The sequence below is a fragment of the Streptomyces afghaniensis genome (assembly GCF_044327915.1).
Lineage (GTDB): Bacteria > Actinomycetota > Actinomycetes > Streptomycetales > Streptomycetaceae > Streptomyces > Streptomyces afghaniensis.
In genome coordinates this window covers 768,904-788,292 of record NZ_JBIRGJ010000001.1, presented here as the reverse complement: position 1 = coordinate 788,292, position 19,389 = coordinate 768,904, and the positions used below count along the sequence as shown (strand labels likewise).

16 protein-coding genes are annotated in these 19,389 nt (G+C 72.0%); 10 read left to right on the top strand and 6 right to left on the bottom strand.

Features of this window, described 5'->3' with window-relative positions; translation table 11 throughout:
• Nucleotides 1–3 precede the first annotated feature (3 nt).
• Together ACH4G3_RS03185 and ACH4G3_RS03180 are read right to left on the bottom strand one after the other, a co-directional pair.
• Nucleotides 4–690 carry a GNAT family N-acetyltransferase gene (locus ACH4G3_RS03185; RefSeq protein ID WP_397622817.1) on the bottom strand — a complete coding sequence of 229 codons (687 nt, stop codon included), beginning with the start codon at nucleotides 688–690 and terminating at the stop codon, nucleotides 4–6.
• Nucleotides 690–1,406, bottom strand: a complete 717-nt coding sequence (locus ACH4G3_RS03180; RefSeq protein WP_397622816.1) for a gamma-glutamyl-gamma-aminobutyrate hydrolase family protein — start codon at nucleotides 1,404–1,406, stop codon at nucleotides 690–692. The genes ACH4G3_RS03185 and ACH4G3_RS03180 overlap by 1 nt, the downstream gene beginning before the upstream one ends.
• A 405-nt stretch (nucleotides 1,407–1,811) precedes the next feature.
• Between ACH4G3_RS03180 and ACH4G3_RS03175 the strand changes: the two genes are divergently transcribed.
• From ACH4G3_RS03175 to ACH4G3_RS03155, 5 genes are all read left to right on the top strand, one after another.
• Nucleotides 1,812–2,633: a TIM barrel protein gene (locus ACH4G3_RS03175; RefSeq protein ID WP_397622815.1), complete on the top strand. Its 822-nt coding sequence runs from the start codon at nucleotides 1,812–1,814 to the stop codon at nucleotides 2,631–2,633.
• Nucleotides 2,634–2,659: 26 nt separating this feature from the next.
• Nucleotides 2,660–3,556, top strand: a complete 897-nt coding sequence (locus tag ACH4G3_RS03170) for a 2-hydroxy-3-oxopropionate reductase (protein WP_397622814.1) — start codon at nucleotides 2,660–2,662, stop codon at nucleotides 3,554–3,556.
• 211 nt (nucleotides 3,557–3,767) lie between these two features.
• Nucleotides 3,768–5,225, top strand: a complete 1,458-nt coding sequence (locus ACH4G3_RS03165) for a catalase (RefSeq protein ID WP_397622813.1) — start codon at nucleotides 3,768–3,770, stop codon at nucleotides 5,223–5,225.
• 234 nt (nucleotides 5,226–5,459) lie between these two features.
• Complete coding sequence (locus ACH4G3_RS03160; RefSeq protein ID WP_397622812.1) at nucleotides 5,460–5,696, top strand: hypothetical protein; 237 nt, start codon at nucleotides 5,460–5,462, stop codon at nucleotides 5,694–5,696.
• Nucleotides 5,697–5,874: 178 nt separating this feature from the next.
• A complete protein-coding gene (locus ACH4G3_RS03155) occupies nucleotides 5,875–6,492 on the top strand; it encodes a DUF2207 domain-containing protein (RefSeq protein WP_397622811.1) in 618 nt (205 codons plus the stop codon).
• A gap of 66 nt (nucleotides 6,493–6,558) precedes the next feature.
• Here ACH4G3_RS03155 and gcl read toward each other — a convergent pair whose 3' ends face one another.
• Nucleotides 6,559–8,343 (bottom strand): glyoxylate carboligase, encoded by a 1,785-nt coding sequence (gene gcl, locus ACH4G3_RS03150; RefSeq protein WP_397622810.1) that lies wholly within the window; start codon nucleotides 8,341–8,343, stop codon nucleotides 6,559–6,561.
• A 210-nt stretch (nucleotides 8,344–8,553) separates the two neighbouring features.
• Here gcl and ACH4G3_RS03145 point away from each other — a divergent pair, with 210 nt between their 5' ends.
• Nucleotides 8,554–9,618 carry a hypothetical protein gene (locus ACH4G3_RS03145; RefSeq protein WP_397622809.1) on the top strand — a complete coding sequence of 355 codons (1,065 nt, stop codon included), beginning with the start codon at nucleotides 8,554–8,556 and terminating at the stop codon, nucleotides 9,616–9,618.
• Here ACH4G3_RS03145 and ACH4G3_RS03140 read toward each other — a convergent pair.
• On the bottom strand, nucleotides 9,545–10,375 hold the full coding sequence (locus ACH4G3_RS03140; RefSeq protein WP_397622808.1) for an alpha/beta fold hydrolase: 831 nt from the start codon (nucleotides 10,373–10,375) through the stop codon (nucleotides 9,545–9,547). The two genes, ACH4G3_RS03145 and ACH4G3_RS03140, sit on opposite strands and share 74 nt — an antisense overlap.
• A gap of 88 nt (nucleotides 10,376–10,463) precedes the next feature.
• Between ACH4G3_RS03140 and ACH4G3_RS03135 the strand changes: the two genes are divergently transcribed.
• Nucleotides 10,464–10,970 (top strand): GNAT family N-acetyltransferase, encoded by a 507-nt coding sequence (locus ACH4G3_RS03135; RefSeq protein WP_397622807.1) that lies wholly within the window; start codon nucleotides 10,464–10,466, stop codon nucleotides 10,968–10,970.
• A gap of 136 nt (nucleotides 10,971–11,106) precedes the next feature.
• On the opposite strand, the gene ACH4G3_RS03130 is transcribed toward ACH4G3_RS03135, so the two are convergent.
• Both ACH4G3_RS03130 and ACH4G3_RS03125 read right to left on the bottom strand, forming a co-directional pair.
• Nucleotides 11,107–12,705, bottom strand: a complete 1,599-nt coding sequence (locus ACH4G3_RS03130) for an AMP-binding protein (protein WP_397622806.1) — start codon at nucleotides 12,703–12,705, stop codon at nucleotides 11,107–11,109.
• Nucleotides 12,702–14,381, bottom strand: a complete 1,680-nt coding sequence (locus ACH4G3_RS03125) for an AMP-binding protein (protein WP_397622805.1) — start codon at nucleotides 14,379–14,381, stop codon at nucleotides 12,702–12,704. The genes ACH4G3_RS03130 and ACH4G3_RS03125 overlap by 4 nt, the downstream gene beginning before the upstream one ends.
• 125 nt (nucleotides 14,382–14,506) lie before the next feature.
• Here ACH4G3_RS03125 and ACH4G3_RS03120 point away from each other — a divergent pair, with 125 nt between their 5' ends.
• From ACH4G3_RS03120 to ACH4G3_RS03110, 3 genes are all read left to right on the top strand, one after another.
• Nucleotides 14,507–15,316, top strand: coding sequence for a helix-turn-helix transcriptional regulator (locus ACH4G3_RS03120; RefSeq protein WP_397622804.1), 810 nt, complete (start codon nucleotides 14,507–14,509; stop codon nucleotides 15,314–15,316).
• 203 nt (nucleotides 15,317–15,519) lie between these two features.
• A complete protein-coding gene (locus ACH4G3_RS03115; RefSeq protein WP_397622803.1) occupies nucleotides 15,520–18,372 on the top strand; it encodes a helix-turn-helix transcriptional regulator in 2,853 nt (950 codons plus the stop codon).
• A 212-nt stretch (nucleotides 18,373–18,584) separates the two neighbouring features.
• Nucleotides 18,585–19,376, top strand: coding sequence for a S1 family peptidase (locus ACH4G3_RS03110; protein WP_397622802.1), 792 nt, complete (start codon nucleotides 18,585–18,587; stop codon nucleotides 19,374–19,376).
• The last annotated feature ends 13 nt before the right edge of the window (nucleotides 19,377–19,389 follow it).

Sequence of the window (19,389 nt, the reverse complement as noted above, 5' to 3'; positions counted from 1 at the left end):
TGTTCAGGGCTGCTCGTCGGTGAAGGGCAGCGAATGTCGTTGCAGGGAAAGCCTCGGGCCCGACCGGTCGTCAGTGCCGAGACGGACGCCGACCCAGCCTTCGAGGAACGCTTTTTCCAGTTCGCCGGTGGCGGAGAGGCCTACGGACCGCTCCTCTTGCCCGTTCCGTGCCGGAGGCCAGGGGGCCGGGGTGGGGCGGTAGAAGAGGAAGCGGAGTTTTCCGCCGAATTTGGTGACGAGCCGGATAGGGCGGAATCCCGCCCGCATCAGTGATCCGACGCCGTTCGGATTCATCGGCGAGCTGGTGGCGTAGAGGTGCCGGATGTCGAGGGCGGCGACATCGGCGAGGGCCCTGGTATTCATCAGCCGGGCAAGTCCGCGGCCACGCCATTCGGGCAGCACCGCGATGGTGTCCCAGTGCGCGACCCGGGCGTATTCGGAGGGCGGCAGCGCGGTGTCCTTGGCCAGGTTGAAATCCCGGTCGCGCGGAAAGTAGACCATCCGGTAGGCGACCGTGCCGGAGCCGTGCGTCACGCCGTGAGCGAGCCCGCCGTCGGCGAGGCAGTAGGAGATGAACTCGGGCGTGCTGGTCTGGAAGACGTCCGGGTCGGGGAGCGAGGACTTGACGCGCTCCTGGAGGTCCAGCAGCGTGTCGAGGTCCTCGGGGCCGAGGCGTCGGACCTCGAACATCAGCGCTCGCCTCCCGCCGCCGCGACGAATGCCGAGATCAGCGGGTCGGCGAGGTCGCCGGTGTCCTCCACGGGCAGCTCCGGGTGCCACATGACGCCCACCGCCCAGGCCTCGCCGGCGTACTCGATCGCTTCGGCCAGCCGGTCGTCGGAGCGGGCCGTGACCCGCCAGGGGCGACCGTCCGGCGCCAGGGGGCCCAGCCCCTGGTGGTGGTAGGAGGTGACGGTCACGGCGGGCCGGCCGTACGCCGCCGCGACGGCGCTGCCCCCGGTGAGGGTGACGCGGTGCCGCGAGGTCTCCGTCAGGGAAGTCCGGTGGGCGACGCTGCCGCCGTTGACATCCGGAATGTGGGAAATGAGCGGATGGCCCGTGGCGGTGTAGAGAACCTGACAGCCGCGGCAGATACCGAGGACCGGCAGCCCGGCTTCGAGTGCCGCTTCGGCAAGCCGGATTTCGAAGACGTCACGGCCGGGCTGGTACTGGTAGTCCGGCTGTCTCTCGGTACCCGAGCAATGGGCGGGGTCGATGTCCTCACCGCCGGTGAGCAAGAGGCCGTCGAGGTGCGGGAGATACGCATCGGCGAGCTTGTCGTCGACACAGGGAATGACGAGTGGAATACCTCCTGCCCGAATGACGTGATGGACATAACCGGCATGCAGACAATGGCTTTCTATTGCCGATCGAAAGCGCGCGGTGACACCGATCCGCGGTTTCATGCCCTACCCCCGTTGATGACGCGGATTGCAAAGCGCAGACACGCTAACCGATGCCGTTCCGGCCTGCAAGATCAATGATCCGCGAACCAGGTCTTCCGCCACTCGTGAAGAAGGGCGTTTTTCGGTCAGCGGGATAGCCCCGACTCCTGGAAACCGCACTCCTGAACTGGCTCGAATTCGGCGGCGGCATCCGGACACGACCTTTCCGTCCGGCCCTTTTCGATGAGTCGCGGGCGGGCGGGGAGCGCCCGCCGGTGTCCCGCCGCGGCGGGACACACCCCACCCACCGGCCTCGCGCGACCGCTCCCCGTCCCCCTTGACAAGCCGCGACACCCGACGGCACTCTTCCGTTAAGCAGAAAGCAACTTCCACAATGCGGAACAGAGCCGAAGGGAGCGCGGCCCGATGGGATTCGCAGACCAGCGCTTCAACGTCAACCTGTCGATCCTCTTCACGGAACTCCCGCTCCTGGAGCGCCCCGCGGCCGCCGCCGCGGCCGGCTTCACGGCGGTCGAGCTGTGGTGGCCCTGGATCGACTCGCCCACCCCCGAACAGTCGGAGCTCGACGCGCTGCAGAAGGCCGTCGAGGACGCGGGCGTCCAGCTCACGGGCCTCAACTTCTACGCCGGCCGGCTGCCCGGCCCCGACCGTGGCGCCCTGTCGATCCCGGGCGAGGAGTCGGAGAGGTTCCGCGCCAACATCGACGTGGCGGCCGGCTTCGCCGCCGCTCTCGGCTGCAAGGCGCTCAACGCGCTGTACGGCAACCGCGTCGAGGGCGTAGACCCGGCCGAGCAGGACGAGCTCGCCCTGGAGAACCTGGTGCTCGCGGCCCGGGCCGCTGACCGGATCGGCGCGATGCTGCTGATCGAGGCGCTCAACCAGCCCGAGTCACCGTCGTATCCGCTGGTGTCGGCACCGGCCGCGGTCGGCGTCGTCGACAAGGTCAACGACACGACGGGGCTGGGCAACGCCCGCTTCCTCATGGACCTCTACCACCTGTCCATGAACGGCGAGGACCTGCCGCAGGTGATCGAGCGGTACGCCGCGCGGACCGGCCACGTCCAGATCGCCGACAACCCCGGCCGCGGTGCCCCCGGGACGGGCTCGCTGCCCCTCGAAGACCTCCTCGACCAGCTGACCAAGGCGGGTTACGACGGCTGGGTCGGCCTCGAGTACAAGCCGGGCGACCGCCCGAGCACCGAGGCCTTCGACTGGCTGCCCCGCTGACCCCCGTACCGAAAGGCACCCCCACCATGACCACCACCGCCCTTCCCAAGATCGCCTGGATCGGCCTCGGCATCATGGGCTCCCCCATGTCCGAGAACCTCATCAAGGCGGGTTACGACGTCACCGGCTACACGCTGGAGCGGGAGAAGCTCGACCGCCTCGCCGCCGCCGGTGGCACGGCCGCCGGTTCGATCGCCGAGGCCGTGCGGGACGCCGACGTCGTCATCACGATGGTCCCGGCCTCCCCGCAGGTCGAGGCCATCGCCTACGGCCCGGACGGCATCCTGGAGAACGCGAAGTCCGGCGCCCTGCTGATCGACATGTCCTCGATCACCCCGCAGACCTCGGTCGACCTGGCGAAGGCGGCGAAGGACAAGGGCATCCGCGTCCTGGACGCCCCCGTGTCCGGCGGTGAGGCCGGCGCGATCGAGGCCGTGCTGTCCATCATGGTCGGCGGCGAGCAGGCCGACTTCGACCAGGCCGAGCCGATCTTCGAGGCGCTCGGCAAGACCATCGTGCTGTGCGGCCCGCACGGCTCCGGCCAGACCGTGAAGGCCGCCAACCAGCTGATCGTCGCCGTGAACATCCAGGCGTGCGCCGAGGCCGTGGTCTTCCTGGAGAAGTCCGGCGTGGACCTGAAGGCCGCCCTGGACGTCCTGAACGGCGGTCTCGCCGGCTCGACCGTACTGACCCGCAAGAAGGCCAACTTCCTCGGCCGGGACTTCAAGCCGGGCTTCCGGATCGACCTGCACCACAAGGACATGGGCATCGTCACGGACGCCGCCCGCAACGTCGGCGCGGCCCTGCCCGTCGGCGCCGTGGTCGCCCAGCTGGTCGCGTCCCTGCGCGCGCAGGGCGACGGCGACCTGGACCACTCGGCGCTGCTGCGGGCCGTGGAGCGGCTCTCGGGCGCGCAGCTCTGACGCCCTCCGGACCCCCCTGTTGACCCGGGGGTCCCCAAGTCCCCGGGCGGCGTCGCCGCTGACACATGTCCTGTCGCGCCCAAAGGGGCGGCGCCGCCCGGACCCAGCCATGCCCATCACTTCAACAAACTGTTGACGCTCCGATCGCCCCGACCCTAGGCTCCACAAAGCGGAAACATTTTTCCGCTGCCCTCTCGTACGGAAGGTCACGATGTCGCAGCGCGTGCTCACCACCGAGTCCGGCGCCCCCGTCGCCGACAACCAGAACTCCGCCACCGCCGGCGTCGGCGGCCCGCTCCTGCTCCAGGACCAGCACCTGCTGGAGAAGCTCGCGCGCTTCAACCGCGAGCGCATCCCGGAGCGCGTGGTGCACGCCCGCGGCTCGGGCGCCTACGGGCACTTCGAGGTGACCGACGACGTCACGGAGTTCACCCACGCCGACTTCCTCGGCGAGGCCGGGAAGCGGACCGAGGTGTTCCTGCGCTTCTCGACCGTGGCCGACAGCCTCGGCGGCGCGGACGCCGTACGCGACCCGCGCGGTTTCGCGGTCAAGTTCTACACAGCCGAGGGCAATTACGACCTCGTCGGGAACAACACCCCGGTGTTCTTCATCAAGGACCCGGTCAAGTTCCCGGACTTCATCCACTCGCAGAAGCGCGACCCGTTCACGGGCCGTCAGGAGCCGGACAACGTCTGGGACTTCTGGGCGCACTCCCCCGAGGCCACGCACCAGGTGACCTGGCTGATGGGCGACCGCGGCATCCCGGCCTCGTACCGGCACATGAACGGCTACGGCTCGCACACCTACCAGTGGACCAACGCCCGCGGTGAGGCCTTCTTCGTCAAGTACCACTTCAAGACCAACCAGGGCATCCGCTGCCTGAGCAGCGAGCAGGCCGCCGAGCTCGCGGGCAAGGACCCGAACTCCCACCAGACGGACCTGCTCCAGGCCATCGAGCGGGGCGTGCGCCCGTCCTGGACCCTCTACGTCCAGATCATGCCGGCGGCCGAGGCGGCGGAGTACCGCTTCAACCCGTTCGACCTGACCAAGGTCTGGCCGCACGCCGACCACCCGCTGCGGCGCGTGGGCCGGCTGGTGCTGGACCGCAACCCGGACAACGTCTTCGCCGAGGTCGAGCAGGCCGCGTTCTCCCCGAACAACTTCGTGCCGGGCATCGGCCCCTCGCCCGACAAGATGCTCCAGGGCCGCCTGTTCGCCTACGCGGACGCCCACCGCTACCGCCTGGGCGTCAACCACACGCAGCTGGCCGTCAACGCGCCCCGGGCCACGACCGCCGAGAACTACGGCCGGGACGGGCTCATGGCGTCCAACCCCCAGGGCCGGTACGCCAAGAACTACGAGCCGAACTCCTACGACGGCCCGGTGGAGACCGGCCGCCCGCTGTCGGCCCCGCTGGCGGTGACCGGCCACACGGGCACCCACGCGGCGCCCCTCCACACCAAGGACGACGACTTCTTCCAGGCGGGCGAGCTGTACCGGCTGATGTCCGCCGAGGAGAAGTCCCGCCTGGTCGCGAACATCGCCGGCGGCCTCTCGCAGGTCTCCCGCGACGACGTGATCGAGAAGAACCTCGCGCACTTCCACGCCGCCGACCCCGAGTACGGGCGGCGCGTGGAGGAGGCGGTCCGCGCCCTGCGCGAGGACTGAACTCCCTGACCGCGTCCGACCGCCCGGGCGACCCGGATGAGGGGTGGTCGCCCCGGGCACGGACGCGGGCAGGGCGCGGACCGCGGCGGAATGCGAGCCAGTGCGGTGGTGAAGGACCCGGACGGGCTTCTCGACCTGAGGGAAGCCCGTCCCGGACTCCGTCGCACCCGCCGCGGTCCTCACACTCATCGGCCCCGGGGTGCGGAACCAGCCCGGCCGCAGCAGCCTGAAGGCATGGCACATCCAACCGAGCACCCGCATGTCGTGGTCCATCCCCCCGCCCTGGACGGATCCCGCCGGGTCACCCTGGGCGAGGAGCCCCTGGGCGTGGCCACGCACGCCGACGACGTCGCCGAGATCCTGCGACTGGCCGACCTCTACGTCACCGATGTGGCGGAGAGCGACCTCGTCGAGTGGCAGGGCGGCGGCCCGGACGACTGGCCGGGACTGTCGGAGCACCACCAGGCGTGAACACGCCCCGCCCTTCGCGGGCGCGCGTACGGCACCGGTCGTACGCCTCGTACGGAACCCTCAAATGAACCTCTGAACCCGGCCCCGGGGGCTTCAACCGCCCCCGGGGCCGGGCACATTCTCGGCACACGGGACCCGCCGGCACGGGGGCGGCGGGCCCCAGTACGGGGGTGAAGCCATGAGCGACGGTACGGCGGTCCGGCTGGAGCCGCACGAGATCGCACTGCTGGGGGACGGCCCCCGGGCCGCCGTCACCGTCGCCGTGGTGGACCTGTATCTGCGGGGCCTGGTGGAAGCGGACCGGCCGGGGACGGTGCGGGCGGGCGTCGCGGACGCCGTGAGCGCCGAGCGGCCGCCGTCTCCCCTGGCCCAGGAGGTGCACGCCTGTCTCCACGAGCCCGCCGGTCTCCGGACGTTGGCCAAGGACCCGGACGTACGGCTCGCACTGGCTCTGATGCGCATCCCGCTCGCGGATGCCGGCCTGCTGCGCTACCCGCTGCTCGGCCCGACGCGCGGCGCCCGCCGCCATGTGCGGGAGCTGCGGCAGCGCCACCCGCTGCCCGCGAGCAGGCGCGGCCTGACCGACGACGACCGGCTGCTGGCCGTCGCGCTGCACGGCGAGGCGGCCCTGCGGCTGCTGGTGCCGCGCTTCGCCCTGCGGGCGGGTCTGATCCGCCGGGTCGAGGTGGGAGGCAAGGACCTCCTCAAGCACGCGCGCGGTCCGTACGGAGGCAGCAGCGCGGGCCACTCCTACTGCGGCGGGGGCGGAGGCGGCTGCGGGGGCGGAGGCGGGTAGTGAACGCGTGAACGCGACAGGGGCGGTCCGTCCTCCCGGACGGACCGCCCCTGTGCTGCGCGGGTGTCAGACCTTCAGCGTCCTGATCGAGGTCGGTGCGTGACCGGGCTCGGTGGCGAGCTCCTCGAACTCCACGACGTTGCCGATGTCGTTGGTCGTCGACATGGCGATGTTGGTGACGCGCTCCAGGATCGCCTCGACGACGACCGGGACCCGGTGTTCCGCGGCGAGTTTCTTGGCCTGCTCGAACGCGGCGCCCAGCTCGCCCGGGTCGGTCACCCTGATCGCCTTGCAGCCGAGGCCCTCGGCGACCTTGACGTGATCGACCCCGTAGACGCCGAGCTCGGGCGCGTTGATGTTCTCGAACTCCAGGTTGACCTGGAAGTCGATGTCGAACGCCCGCTGCGCCTGGCGGATCAGGCCCAGGTAGGAGTTGTTGACGAGGACGTGGACGTACGGGATCTTGTGCTGCGCGCCGACGGCCAGCTCCTCGATCATGAACTGGAAGTCGTAGTCGCCGGAGAGCGCGACGACGGACCCCTCCGGGTCGGCCTTGGCGACGCCGAGGGCGGCCGGGATGGTCCAGCCGAGCGGACCGGCCTGGCCGCAGTTGATCCAGTGGCGGGGCCGGTACACGTGCAGCATCTGGGCGCCGGCGATCTGCGAGAGGCCGATGGTGGAGACGTACCGGGTCTCCGGTCCGAAGGCCTTGTTCATCTCCTCGTAGACGCGCTGCGGCTTGATCGGGATGTCGTCGAAGTGCGTACGGCGCTGGAGGGCCGCCTTGCGCTCCTGCGCCGAGGCCGCCCAGGCGGAGCGGTCGGGCAGCTTGCCGGCCGCCTTCAGCTCGCGCGCCACCTCGACGAACAGCTCCAGCGCGGCCCTGGCGTCGGAGGCGATCCCGTAGTCGGGGGCGAAGATCCTGCCGATCTGGGTGGGCTCGATGTCGACGTGCACGAACGTCCGTCCGGCCGTGTAGACGTCGAGTTTGCCGGTGTGGCGGTTGGCCCAGCGGTTGCCGATGCCGAGGACGAAGTCGGACTCCAGGAAGGTCGCGTTGCCGTAGCGGTGCGAGGTCTGCAGGCCGACCATGCCGGCGTTCAGCTCGTGGTCGTCGGGCAGGACGCCCCAGCCCATGAGGGTGGGGACGACCGGGGTGCCGGTCAACTCGGCGAATTCCACGAGCAGTTCGGCGGCATCGGCGTTGATGACACCGCCGCCCGCGACGATCAGCGGTCGCTCGGAGGCGTTCAGCATGCTGATCGCCTTCTCGATCTGGGCGCGGGTCGCGGCGGGCTTGTAGACCGGGAGCGGCTCGTACGTCTCCGGGTCGAACTCGATCTCCGTGAGCTGGACGTCGATCGGCAGGTCGATGAGAACCGGGCCGGGGCGGGCGGAGCGCATCAGATGGAAGGCCTGCTGGAAGACGCCCGGGACCTGCGCGGCCTCCAGCACGGTCACGGCCATCTTGGTGACCGGCTTGGCGATCGAGGCGATGTCGACGGCCTGGAAGTCCTCTTTGTGGATCACGGCCGTCGGGGCCTGGCCGGTGATGCACAGGATCGGGACGGAGTCGCCGGTCGCGGAGTACAGGCCCGTGATCATGTCGGTGCCGGCCGGGCCGGAGGTGCCGATGCAGACGCCGATGTTGCCGGCGCGGGCGCGGGTGTAGCCCTCGGCCATGTGCGACGCGCCCTCCACGTGGCGGGCGAGGGTGTGGTGGATGCCGCCGGAGGCTTTGAGCGCCGCGTAGAAGGGGTTGATCGCCGCGCCCGGGACACCGAACGCGTCGGTGACGCCCTCCCGCTTGAGGATCTCAACTGCCGCGCGGGCAGCGGTCATTCGAGCCATCGAGTACTCCTGCTTCGGCTGTCGGATTCGCACTCCCGTCGCGCCCCGCGGTGAGCTCTTCCGTATTATGGAAAGTAACTTCTACTATCTGGAATGAATGTATGCGGGGCGGGCGAAGGGCGTCAAGAGACGGGCAAGCGGCGGACAGGCAGGGGTTCGGCAGCGCACGATGGACGCGCTGTCCCGATGTGACGCCGTACGGGAGTGGTCATGGCCGAGAGCGTGCCGGTGCGCTGTCCGTCCTGCCGACGGGAGCACCGCTTCACGGCCCCGTCGTACCCGTGCGTCTGCGGAGCGCCCGTCGCCCCGCGGCTCGACCGGAACGGCACGGTGACGCCCGTCTCCCATCGCGTCTGGCAGGACGACTGGGTGACGGTTCGGTGCGAGTGCTGCGGCCGACGCGGCGAGTGGCCACGGCCGGAGGTGGGATGCCCGTGCGGGGCGGTCCTGCGGGTGCCGGTGACGGAGGAGCGGGGCGCGGTCGGCCCGGGCGGTTCGACGGGCCGGGGCCCGGAAGGGGACGAGCGTCTCAGGCCTGACGGCAGGACCGTCGACCAGGACACGGCGGCCGCCGAGGGCCTCACGCCGGGCGGCACGACCGGCCAGGACAGGGCGACCGACGGCGGTCCCGGCTCTGAGCGGGACCTCACTGTCGACGCCGGCGCCGAGGTCGGCCGGGAGGCCGTGCCGGGCCCGGGCAAGGCGACCGGGCCGCGCGGTGCGGCAGCCCCCGGCGAGCGGGCCTTCGCCTCGGGCGCCTCCGAGCGGACCGCCGCCTCATCGGACGCCGAGCGACCCCCTGCCTCGGCCGGCGCCGGGCGACCCCCTGCCCCTTCCGACGCCGATGCCGGGGCCGATGCCCCCGGCAGTGCCGGGGGCGCGCGGCCGCCCTTCCGTTCCGTGACCATCCGTACCGCGCTCGACGCCGTCACCGCCGCCGCGCTGTATCTGCGCTGGCTCGGCTACCCGGGCGTCCGGCGTGCGGACCAGCGCCCGCCGTCCGGGATCGGTCTCGCCGCACGCGGTGTCGTCGCGCTGGTCGACCCGTGCGTGCGCCCGGCGACCCTGCGGGACGTGGAGTGCCTGTGGCTGACGGCCATGACGGAGTCGGCGGACTGCCTCTGCTTCTCCCTCGCCGGGTACGCGGACGACGCCCGGGCCCGCGCCGACGCCCTCGGCATCCCCCTGTTCGTCCTCGACCTCACCGGCACTCCGCGGCCGGTGAACGCCCCGGCCGGCGCTCTGACGGGTCCCGGTCGTGCTCCTGGTCCGTGAGCGCCGCCGCGGTGACGCGGGCGAAGGCCTCCGGGTTGTCCAGCATGATGTTGTGTCCGCAGTCCGGGACCGCGACGACGGACACCCCGGACGCGGTGAGTGCGTCGGTGCCCGGCAGCGGGCCGTCGGCCTCGGGCCGCAGGAAGGTACGGGGGATCTTCAGGTCCAGCAGGAGTTCGCGCATGGTCGGGACGGTGCCGCGGACGAGGTGGACCGCGCTGCGGTGCAGGGCTTCCCGGCCGGCCAGACGCATCGTGGACCACCAGTGGGGGCCGACCCGGTCACGGACCTCTTCCCACCCGCCCGCCAGGAACTGCTGCTCGGTGTAGGCGGCGATCCCGCTGCTGCCCGACGATCCGGGGGCGCGCGGTATCGGGTCGAGGTTGGCGTCGACCAGGACCAGACGGGAGACCAGGCGGGGGTGCCGGGCGGCCAGGACGACGGCCACCGAGCCGCCCATGCTGTGCGCGATCAGCTCCGCCCCGGTGACGCCGGCGGCGGTGAGCGCCTCGGCGAGGGCGTCGGCGTGTGCTTCCAGGGTGTAGTCGAAGCCCACCGGCCGGTCGCTGATGCCGTGCCCCAGCAGATCGATCAGCAGCGACCGGTGGCCGGCCAGCAGTGGATGGACCGCGACCTGAGTGAAGTAGGCGGGCGACGTGGCGCCCAGGCCGTGCACGTAGACGCGTGGCGGTTCCCGTCCCGGCAGTTCGACCCAGCGGATCCGATCGCCCTCGGGCGTCACGGCGGCGTCGCGCACAGTCTGCTCCCCCTCGCGGTTCAAGCCGGTGTGGAGGAACGAGAGTAGCCACCGGGTCCCGGCGTGCACCGCGCCGCATACTCGTCCCATGCGTATCCGCCCCGCGACCGCCGCCGAACTCCCCGGCCTCCAGGACATCGAACGTGCCGCCGGTGCCCCCTTCCGCGACCTCGGCATGCCGGAGATCGCCGACGACGAACCGCCCGCGCTCGACGTACTGGAGCGCTACCGCGGGGCGGGCCGCTGCTGGGTCGCGGCGGACGAGCTGGACCACCCGGCCGCGTACCTCATCGCCGAACCCGTGGACGGCGCCCTGCACATCGAGCAGGTCTCGGTCCATCCGCGCGCCGCGCGCCGGGGCGTGGGCCGGCAACTCCTCGCGTACGCCGCCGACCGCGCCCGCGAGGAGGGCCTGTCGGCCCTGACACTGACCACCTTCGCGGAGGTGCCGTGGAACGCCCCCTACTACGCCCGCCTCGGCTTCCGCACCCTGTCCGAGGCGGACCTCACCCCCGGCCTGCGCGGGATCCGCGCGACGGAGGCCGAACACGGCCTGGACCGCCGGCCCCGCGTGTGCATGCGGGCACCACTGTGACCGGGCCGCGGAAATCCGCGCGCGGCCCGGCCGCGCCGCTGCCACGATGCGCACCATGGGCGACATCGGACCCGGCACGATCGTCGTGCGCCGCGCCGAGCCGTCGGACCACACGGCACTGACCGGGACCGCTCTTCTATCCCTGCCCGCCCGCGAACCTCTCCCGCAGTTCCACCTTGCGCACCTTCCCGGACACCGTCATCGGGAACGAGTCGAGGAGCTGAAGCCCGGTCGGGATCTTGTAGTGGGCCAGGCGGCCCTGACAGAAGGTCTGGAGTTCGTCCAGGGTGAGCGGGTCGGCGGGGTCCAGGGGGATGACGCAGGCGAGGACCTCCTCGCCGTAGTGGTCGTGCGGGACGCCCACGACCTGGACGTCCTGGATCTTGGGGTGGGCGTAGAGGAACTCCTCGATCTCGCGGGGGTAGATGTTCTCCCCACCCCGGATGATCATGTCCTTGATGCGGCCGACGATCTCGACGTAGCCGTCCTCGCGCATCACGGCGAGGTCGCCGGTGTGCATCCAGCGGCCCGCGTCGACGGCCTCGGCGGTCTTCTCCGGCTCGTTCCAGTAGCCGAGCATCACGCTGTAGCCGCGGGTGCACAACTCGCCCGCCGTGCCGCGCGGTTGCGTGACTCCCGTCGCCGGGTCGACGACCTTCACCTCGATGTGCGGCAGGACCCGGCCGACCGTGCCGGTGCGGTGCTCCAGGTCGTCGTCCATCCGGGTCTGGAGGGAGACCGGGGACGTCTCGGTCATGCCGTAGCAGATGGAGACCTGCTGCATGTGCATCTCGGCGACCACCCGCTTCATCACCTCCACCGGGCAGGGCGAGCCCGCCATGATGCCGGTGCGCAGGGAGGAGAGGTCGTAGGAGGCGAAGCCGGGGAGGTTCAGCTCCGCGATGAACATGGTCGGGACGCCGTAGAGGGAGGTGCAGCGCTCCTGCTGGACCGCCTCCAGCGTGGCCTTCGGGTCGAAGGACGGGGCCGGGATCACCATGCAGGCGCCGTGCGAGGTGGCGGCGAGGTTGCCCATGACCATGCCGAAGCAGTGGTAGTAGGGCACCGGGATGCAGATCCGGTCCTGCTCGGTGTAGGCGATCAACTCGCCCACGAAGTAACCGTTGTTGAGGATGTTGTGGTGGGAGAGGGTGGCCCCCTTGGGGAAGCCCGTCGTGCCCGAGGTGTACTGGATGTTGATCGGGTCGTCGCAGGACAGGCCGTCGTCCGTGATCCGGGCGCCGGGAGTCCCCCGCCCCAGCAGCGCGTCCCAGCTCGGGTCGCCGAAATGGACGACCTCGCGCAACTCGGGGCACCTGCCCCGCACTTGGCCGACCATCGCCCGGTAGTCGCTCGTCTTGTGGCTGAGGGAGGCGAACAGGAAGGAGATCTGGGCCTGCTTGAGGACGTACTCGACCTCGTGCGTGCGGTAGGCCGGATTGATGTTCACCATGATCGCGCCGATGCGGGCGGTGGCGTACTGGACCAGGACCCACTCGGGACAGTTGACCGCCCAGATGCCCACCCGGTCGCCCTTGACGACCCCGGAGGCGAGGAGCGCCGAGGCCAGCTCGTCGACGGCCGCGCCGAACTGCGCGTACGTCCAGCGCCGCCCGGACTCCACGTCGACCAGCGCCTCACGGTCCGGCCAGGTGGCCACGGCCCGGTCCAGGTTGGCCCCGATGGTGTCGCCGAGCAGAGCCGTATCGCCGGTTCCATGACTGTACGAGATCACCGGAAGTCCTCCTCGCGGTACTCGGCGTCCGACCCGGCCGCCGTGGCCTCACGCAGCTCGATGCGGCGGATCTTGCCCGAGACGGTCTTGGGCAGGTCGCCGAACTCCAGGCGGCGGATGCGCTTGTAGGGGGCCAGGGCCTCCCGGGAGTGCTCGAACAGCACCTTCGCGGTGTCGGGGCCCGGCTCCCAGCCCGCCGCCAGGACGACGTACGCCTTCGGCACCGCGAGCCGCAGCTCGTCCGGCGCGGGCACGACGGCCGCCTCGGCCACCGCCTCGTGCTCCAGCAGCGCGCTCTCCAGCTCGAAGGGGCTGATCTTGTAGTCGGACGCCTTGAAGACGTCGTCCGCGCGGCCGACGTAGGTGATGTAGCCGTCCTCGTCCCGCGCGCCGATGTCGCCCGTGCGGTAGTAGCCGCCGGCCATCGCCTCCGCCGTGCGGTCCGCGTCGCCGTGGTAGCCGGTCATCAGGCCGACGGGGCGGTCCGACAGGTCGAGTGCGATCTCGCCCTCGCGCGCGCCCGGCGCACCCGAGACGGGGTCCAGCAGCTCGACGCGGTAGCCGGGGCTCGGCCGGCCCATCGAGCCGGTCTTGAGCGGCTGGCCGGGGCTGTTGGCGACCTGCACGGCCGTCTCGGTCTGGCCGAAGCCGTCCCGGATGGTGACGCCCCAGGACCGGCGGACCTGCTCGATGACCTCCGGGTTGAGCGGCTCACCGGCGGCGACGACCTCGCGCGGCGGGGTGCGCAGCTGCGTCAGGTCGGCCTGGATGAGCATGCGCCAGACGGTGGGCGGGGCGCAGAAGGTGGTGACCTGGGCCCGGTCCATCTCGGACATGAGCCGGGCGGCGTCGAAACGCGTGTAGTTGTGCAGGAAGACGGTCGCCTCGGCGTTCCAGGGGGCGAAGAGGTTGGACCAGGCGTGCTTGGCCCATCCGGGTGAGGAGATGTTCAGATGCACGTCGCCGGGCTTGAGGCCGATCCAGTACATGGTCGACAGGTGCCCGATCGGGTACGAGGTGTGGGTGTGCTCGACGAGTTTGGGCCGGGCGGTGGTGCCCGAGGTGAAGTACAGCATCAGCGGGTCGTCGGCCCGGGTCGGGGCGTCCGGCGTGAAGCCGGACGGGGCGCCGTGGGCGTCCTCCAGCGGCAGCCAGCCCTCGGGCACGGCTCCCGGGGCTCCCGCGGCGATGCGCGTGTAGTCGCCGGGGACCTCGGCGAACTTGCCCGCGTCCTCACAGCGCGCGATGACGTGCCGGACCCGGCCGCGCTCGACGCGGTCGCGCAGGTCGGCGGGGCCGAGCAGCGGGGTGGCCGGGATGACCACCGCGCGCAGTTTCATCGCCGCGAGCGCGGTGATCCACAGTTCGGCCTGGTTGCCGAGCATCACGAGGATCCGGTCCTCGGCGCGCACGCCCCGGGCGCGCAGCCAGTTGGCGAACCGGTCGGAGAGCACGGACATCTCCGCGAACGACAGCCGGGTCTCGTGGCCGTCCTCCTCGACGATGTGCAGCGCGACGCGGTCGTTGCCGTGCGCGATCTCGTCGAACCAGTCGAGCGCCCAGTTGAAGGAGTCGGGACGGGGCCAGCGGAAGCCCTCATAGGCCGTGCCGTAGTCCTCGCGGTGCTCCAGCAGGAAGTCCCGCGCGCTGCGGAAGGCCTCCGTCGCCGATGTCATGTGTCCTCCTTGGTACCGGACCATTGCCGGGCGGCTCCGAGCCATCGTGTAATCCGTGATGCAGGTCTCACTACCCCCGAACGGGGGGTGCGCCCGCGCAGGAGCCGTAATGAAGGGGCGAACAGGTGACAGCAGACGCGTCCGACGCGCTCGAGATACGCAACGCGCTGCTCCGGCTGCGGCGCGCCACCGGCCTTCCGGTCGCCTTCGGCGGCCTGATGGAGGCCGGGCAGCGGATGCGCATCAGCGAACTGAGCGGCACGGCGACGCACGCCCTGCGGTCGCTGGTCGTGACGTCCGGGAACGGGCTGGGCGGCAAGACGCTGGTGCTGGCCCGGCCGTGCGTGGTGACGGACTACTCGGTGTCGCGGCAGATCAGCCACGAGTACGACGCCCCGGTGGCGGTGGAGGGGCTGCGCTCGGTGCTGGCCGTGCCGGTGGTGGTGCGGCACTCGGTGCGCGGGGTGCTGTACGGGGCGCTGCGGACGGCCCTGCCGCTGGGCGGGCGCATGCTGGACGAGGCCGTCGAGGCGGCACGGGACGTGGAGCGGGCGCTGGTCGTGCGGGAGGAGGCCCGCACGCTCGCCGCGGAGGGCGCGGCCGGCGCGGGGCGGGAACAGGTGCGGGAGGCGCACGCGGCCCTGCGGGCGCTGGCCCCGAAGATCGCGGATCCGGAGCTGCGGGCCGAGCTGCTCGACGCGTGTGCCCTGCTGACGTCCGACACCACACCGTCGGACCGGGTCCGGCTCACGCCCCGCGAGGTGGACGTGCTGGCATGCGTCGCCGCGGGGGCCACGAACGCGGTCACGGCCGAGCGGCTGGGCGTGACGCCCGAGACCGTCAAGGGGTATCTGCGGTCGGCCATGCGGAAGCTGCGGGCCCGGACCCGGGGCGAGGCCGTGGTCGCGGCGCGCCGGGCGGGATGGTTGCCGTAGGTTTGTGATGTTTTCCGTTGCCCCTGCTGTTCGATATGCCGACGGGTTCCCGACCGGGCGCCACCGCCGTGTTCCGCCGCATTCGGGAGACCGATGAATTCACGCGCGGACCTCCGCTGTTATTTCCCTCACCACACCGTCCGTCCGAAATTCAAAGAGCTGTTGCCTAATATTGGCCAGGACACGCCACACGGAGGGGAGCGGTGACCGTGCCACGGGACTTCCAGGAGCCTCCCAGGAGCCGCCCCGACGTGGTCATCGGCCGGGAGGACCTGTTCACGTCGGCGCGTGAACAGCTCGGCCGAGGCGGAAGTGTGCTGCTCCACGGCCCCGCGGGAATTGGAAAGTCGACGGTCCTGCGGGCGCTGGCCGCCGATTACGGCGGTGCGGCCCGGACCGTGTTGCGCTGCTCGGCCACCGAGTCCGAATCCCACCTGCCGTTCCTGGCGCTGGCCGATCTGTTCGGCCTGGTCCTGGACGAGGTCTCCGGTGCGCTGCCCGCCGCCCAGCGCACCGCCCTGGAGTCCGCGCTCACCGGGCGCGGCGAGTCCACCCTCCAGCGCGACGGGCTCGCGCTGCGCCTGGCCGTGCTGTCGGCGCTGCGTACCCTCGCCGCCAAGGGCCCGGTGCTGGTCGTCGCCGACGACCTCCAGTGGCTGGATGCGGCCAGTGCCGAGCTGCTCGGTTTCGCCGCCCGCCGGCTGGGCGACACGCCCGTGCAGATGCTGTGCGCGGTGCGGACCGAGGGCCAGGAGTACGACCGGCATCTACGCGCGTCTCCGCCCGACACGCTCGCCGTCCGGCTGGGCCCGCTGTCCCGTGCGCAGGTCTCCGCACTGCTCGACCACCGCGGCTACACGCCCCTGTCCCGCTCCACGGTCCGCGACATCCACCGCACCAGCGGCGGCAACCCCCTCTTCGCGCTGGAACTGGGCCGCGCCCTCGCCGAGAGCCCCACCCGGCCCCGGCCCGGCGAGCCGCTGCCCGTGCCCACCTCGCTGCGGGCGCTGGTGCTGAGCCGGCTGGAGATGCTGTCGGAGGAGGCGCGCCGCACCCTGCTCGTGGCCAGCGCCGGTGCCCGTCCCACGCTGGCGCTGCTGCACGCGGCCGGCCGGGAGCACGCCGAGGCCGAGACCGCCCAGGCCGCGTCCCTGGGGCTGCTGGCGACCGAGGGGGAGGGTCCCGCCGTACGGTTCGCGCATCCGCTGATCTCGGCCGCGCTGTACGCGGAGGCCCCGGCGCACGAGCGGCGGGCCGTGCACGCCGCGCTGTCCACGGCGGCCTCCGATCCGATCGAGCGGGCCCGCCATCTGGCCCTGGCGACCACGGGCACCGACCCGGAGGTGGCGGCCCGGCTCGCGGAGGCCGCCGCGCTGGCCCGGGACCGCGGGGCGCCGTCGGTCGCCGCCTCGCTCGGGCTGCTCGCGGCGCGGCACACCCCGGCGGACAGTGCGCCCGGCCCGGACGAGCGGCGGCTGCAGGCCGCGGAGGACGCGATCACCGCCGGCGAGGCCGATCTCGCCCGGGACATCGCCCGGGACGTGCTGACCCGGGCCACCGTGCCCGCGGAGCGGGTGCGGGCGTGGATGGTGGTCATCGAGGCGGCGGGGCAGGCGCTCGGCGACGTCGACGCCGTCTTCCCGCAGGTCCTGGCCGACGCGGGCGACGACCCGCGGCTGCTCGCCCTGGTCCACTACCAGCTGGCCTGGCGCGGCCTGGTCGTGGAGGGCGACTTCGCCGAGGCCCGGCAGGAGGCCGCGCACGCGGCGGCGCTGGCCGCCCGCGGCGAGGACCGGCGCACCGAGCTGATGGCGCTGTCCTTCCAGGCCTCCACCGAGACCCTGATGGGCCACCCGGACGCCCCCGCGACCGTCAAACGCGCACTGAAGGAGCCGCAGGACCCGTATGTGGCCTGCCATCACAACGGCGCCGGCTCGGCCCGGTTCCGCTGGCTGATCATGAGCGACCAGCTGCCCGAGGCGCGGGCGACCATCACCGCGCTGCTGCGCGAGGTGCGCAGACGCGGCATGGTCGAGAGCGAGGTGCACTTCCTGCGCTTCCTCGCCGACACGGAACTGCGCTCCGGGCACTGCGGCCGGGCCCTGGACCTGGCCCGGGAGAGTCTGCGGCTCGCCCGGGACGCCGGGATCGGCGAGGGTGCCTCCGCCATGCTCGCCTCCCTCGCGGAGGCCTCCGCCGGGGACGTCGACCGGGCGCTGGCCCTCGCCCGTGAGGCGGCCGACCACGCCGAGGTCGACGGCGACCAGATGTACCTGTCCCGCGCCCTGGCGGCCCTGGGCTACGCCCAGTTGGTGTCCGGGGACCCGGCGGCCGCGGTCCGTTCGCTGCGCCGGGTGCGCGAGCTGGAGCAGGGCCTCGGCATCAACGACCCGGCGCGCGGCCGCTGGCACGGCGATCTCGCCGAGGCCCTGGTCCGCATCGGCGAACCGGGCGAGGCCCAGGACGTCATCGACACGGCACGGGTGCACGCGCTGCGCCTGGGCCGGGAGAGCGTGCTGGCCGTCCTCGACCGGGCCGAGGCGCTGGTGCGGGCGGCACGCGGCGAACACGAGGCGGCCCTGGTCCGGCTGACGTCCGTTCAGGACCGGCTCGGCAGGCTGGGCTACGGCCTGGAGGAGGCCCGGGCGGCCTTCGCGCTGGCCCGGCTGCGCACCCAGGCCGCGGGTGTCGCCCGCACCGGCGGGACTCCCCCGTCGGGACCGGCGTCGTACGACGAGGCAGCCCGGCTGTTCCGGCGCTGCCGGGCGCTGCCCTGGCTGCGACAGGTCGACGCGGCCGCCGCTGCCGGTCCCGCGGCGGTGGAGCCCGCCTCCGTCGCACCGCCCGTCGCGCTCGACGCGCTGGAGGGCCTCGCGTCGATGGAGCGTCAGGTCGCCTCACTGGTGATGGAGGGCGCGACCAACCGGGAGATCGCGGGCCGTCTGTTCATCAGCGTCAAGACCGTCGAGGCGACCCTGACCCGGGTCTACCGGAAGCTGGGGATCCGTTCCCGGGTGGACATCGTCCGGCTGGCGGCGGGCCGCCGCACGACCTGACCCACCCGCGTCCACCAGGGTCTGTCGGGCCCGACCGAGGGTTTTCCCTGCCCAACTCCCTTAGGGGGTTCCCTCATTGGGGGCCCGGCCTGCCGGGCTCTAGCTTTGTCGCGTGCCGCTCGCCGGGCACACGGAGATCCGAACAACGGCGTCAGGGTCACCGTGCACCACCACCCGCGCGACCCCCCACCGGCAACTCCCCGAGGAGACGCATGTTCGGGTTCAACCGTGTCAGGAAAGCCGCCGCCGTCGCCACGGCGACCGCTGCCGCCGCCGCGACCGCACTGCTCGCCGCTCCCTCCGCCGTCGCCGCGCCCCAGCCGATCGTCGGCGGTACGACGACCACGACGACCGCGTACCCGTTCGTCATGCAGATCACGGACGCCTCGCAGAACCAGTTCTGCGGCGGCACGCTGGTCTCGCCCACCAAGGTCGTCACCGCTGCCCACTGCATGGTCGGCGAGACCGCCGGCAGCGTGCGCGTCGTCGGCGGCCGCACCTACCTCAACGGCACCAACGGCACGGTCAGCAGAGTCAGCAAGATATGGGTCCACCCGAGCTACACCGACGCCACCAACGGCGACGACGTGGCCGTGCTGACGCTGTCGACGTCGATGCCGTACACCACGGCGAAGTACGTCTCGTCCTCGCAGACCTCGTTGTACGCGGCCGGCACCACGGCCCGCATCCTCGGCTGGGGCACCACTTCCTCGGGCGGCAGCTCCTCCAACCAGCTGCGCACCGCGACCGTACCGACCGTGTCCGACTCCAGCTGCGCGAGCTCCTACGGCTCCGACTTCGTGCAGAGCGACATGGTGTGCGCCGGAAAGACCTCCGGCGGCGTGGACACCTGCCAGGGCGACAGCGGCGGCCCCCTGCTCATCGGGGGCGTCCTGGCAGGCATCACTTCCTGGGGCGAGGGCTGCGCCCAGGCCGGTTACCCGGGTGTCTACACCCGGCTGACCACCTTCTCCAACCTGGTCACGACGCAGATCAACTCGTAACCGGGCAGAGCTC

Coding starts and splice junctions, on each gene's coding strand:
- ACH4G3_RS03125 (WP_397622805.1), bottom strand. CDS start 14,381: ATGACATCGGCGACGGAGGCCTTCCGCAGCGCGCGGGACTTCCTGCTG.
- ACH4G3_RS03180 (WP_397622816.1), bottom strand. CDS start 1,406: ATGAAACCGCGGATCGGTGTCACCGCGCGCTTTCGATCGGCAATAGAA.
- ACH4G3_RS03155 (WP_397622811.1), top strand. CDS start 5,875: ATGAGCGACGGTACGGCGGTCCGGCTGGAGCCGCACGAGATCGCACTG.
- ACH4G3_RS03185 (WP_397622817.1), bottom strand. CDS start 690: ATGTTCGAGGTCCGACGCCTCGGCCCCGAGGACCTCGACACGCTGCTG.
- ACH4G3_RS03110 (WP_397622802.1), top strand. CDS start 18,585: ATGTTCGGGTTCAACCGTGTCAGGAAAGCCGCCGCCGTCGCCACGGCG.
- ACH4G3_RS03165 (WP_397622813.1), top strand. CDS start 3,768: ATGTCGCAGCGCGTGCTCACCACCGAGTCCGGCGCCCCCGTCGCCGAC.
- ACH4G3_RS03175 (WP_397622815.1), top strand. CDS start 1,812: ATGGGATTCGCAGACCAGCGCTTCAACGTCAACCTGTCGATCCTCTTC.
- ACH4G3_RS03160 (WP_397622812.1), top strand. CDS start 5,460: ATGGCACATCCAACCGAGCACCCGCATGTCGTGGTCCATCCCCCCGCC.
- ACH4G3_RS03145 (WP_397622809.1), top strand. CDS start 8,554: ATGGCCGAGAGCGTGCCGGTGCGCTGTCCGTCCTGCCGACGGGAGCAC.
- ACH4G3_RS03135 (WP_397622807.1), top strand. CDS start 10,464: ATGCGTATCCGCCCCGCGACCGCCGCCGAACTCCCCGGCCTCCAGGAC.
- ACH4G3_RS03170 (WP_397622814.1), top strand. CDS start 2,660: ATGACCACCACCGCCCTTCCCAAGATCGCCTGGATCGGCCTCGGCATC.
- gcl (WP_397622810.1), bottom strand. CDS start 8,343: ATGGCTCGAATGACCGCTGCCCGCGCGGCAGTTGAGATCCTCAAGCGG.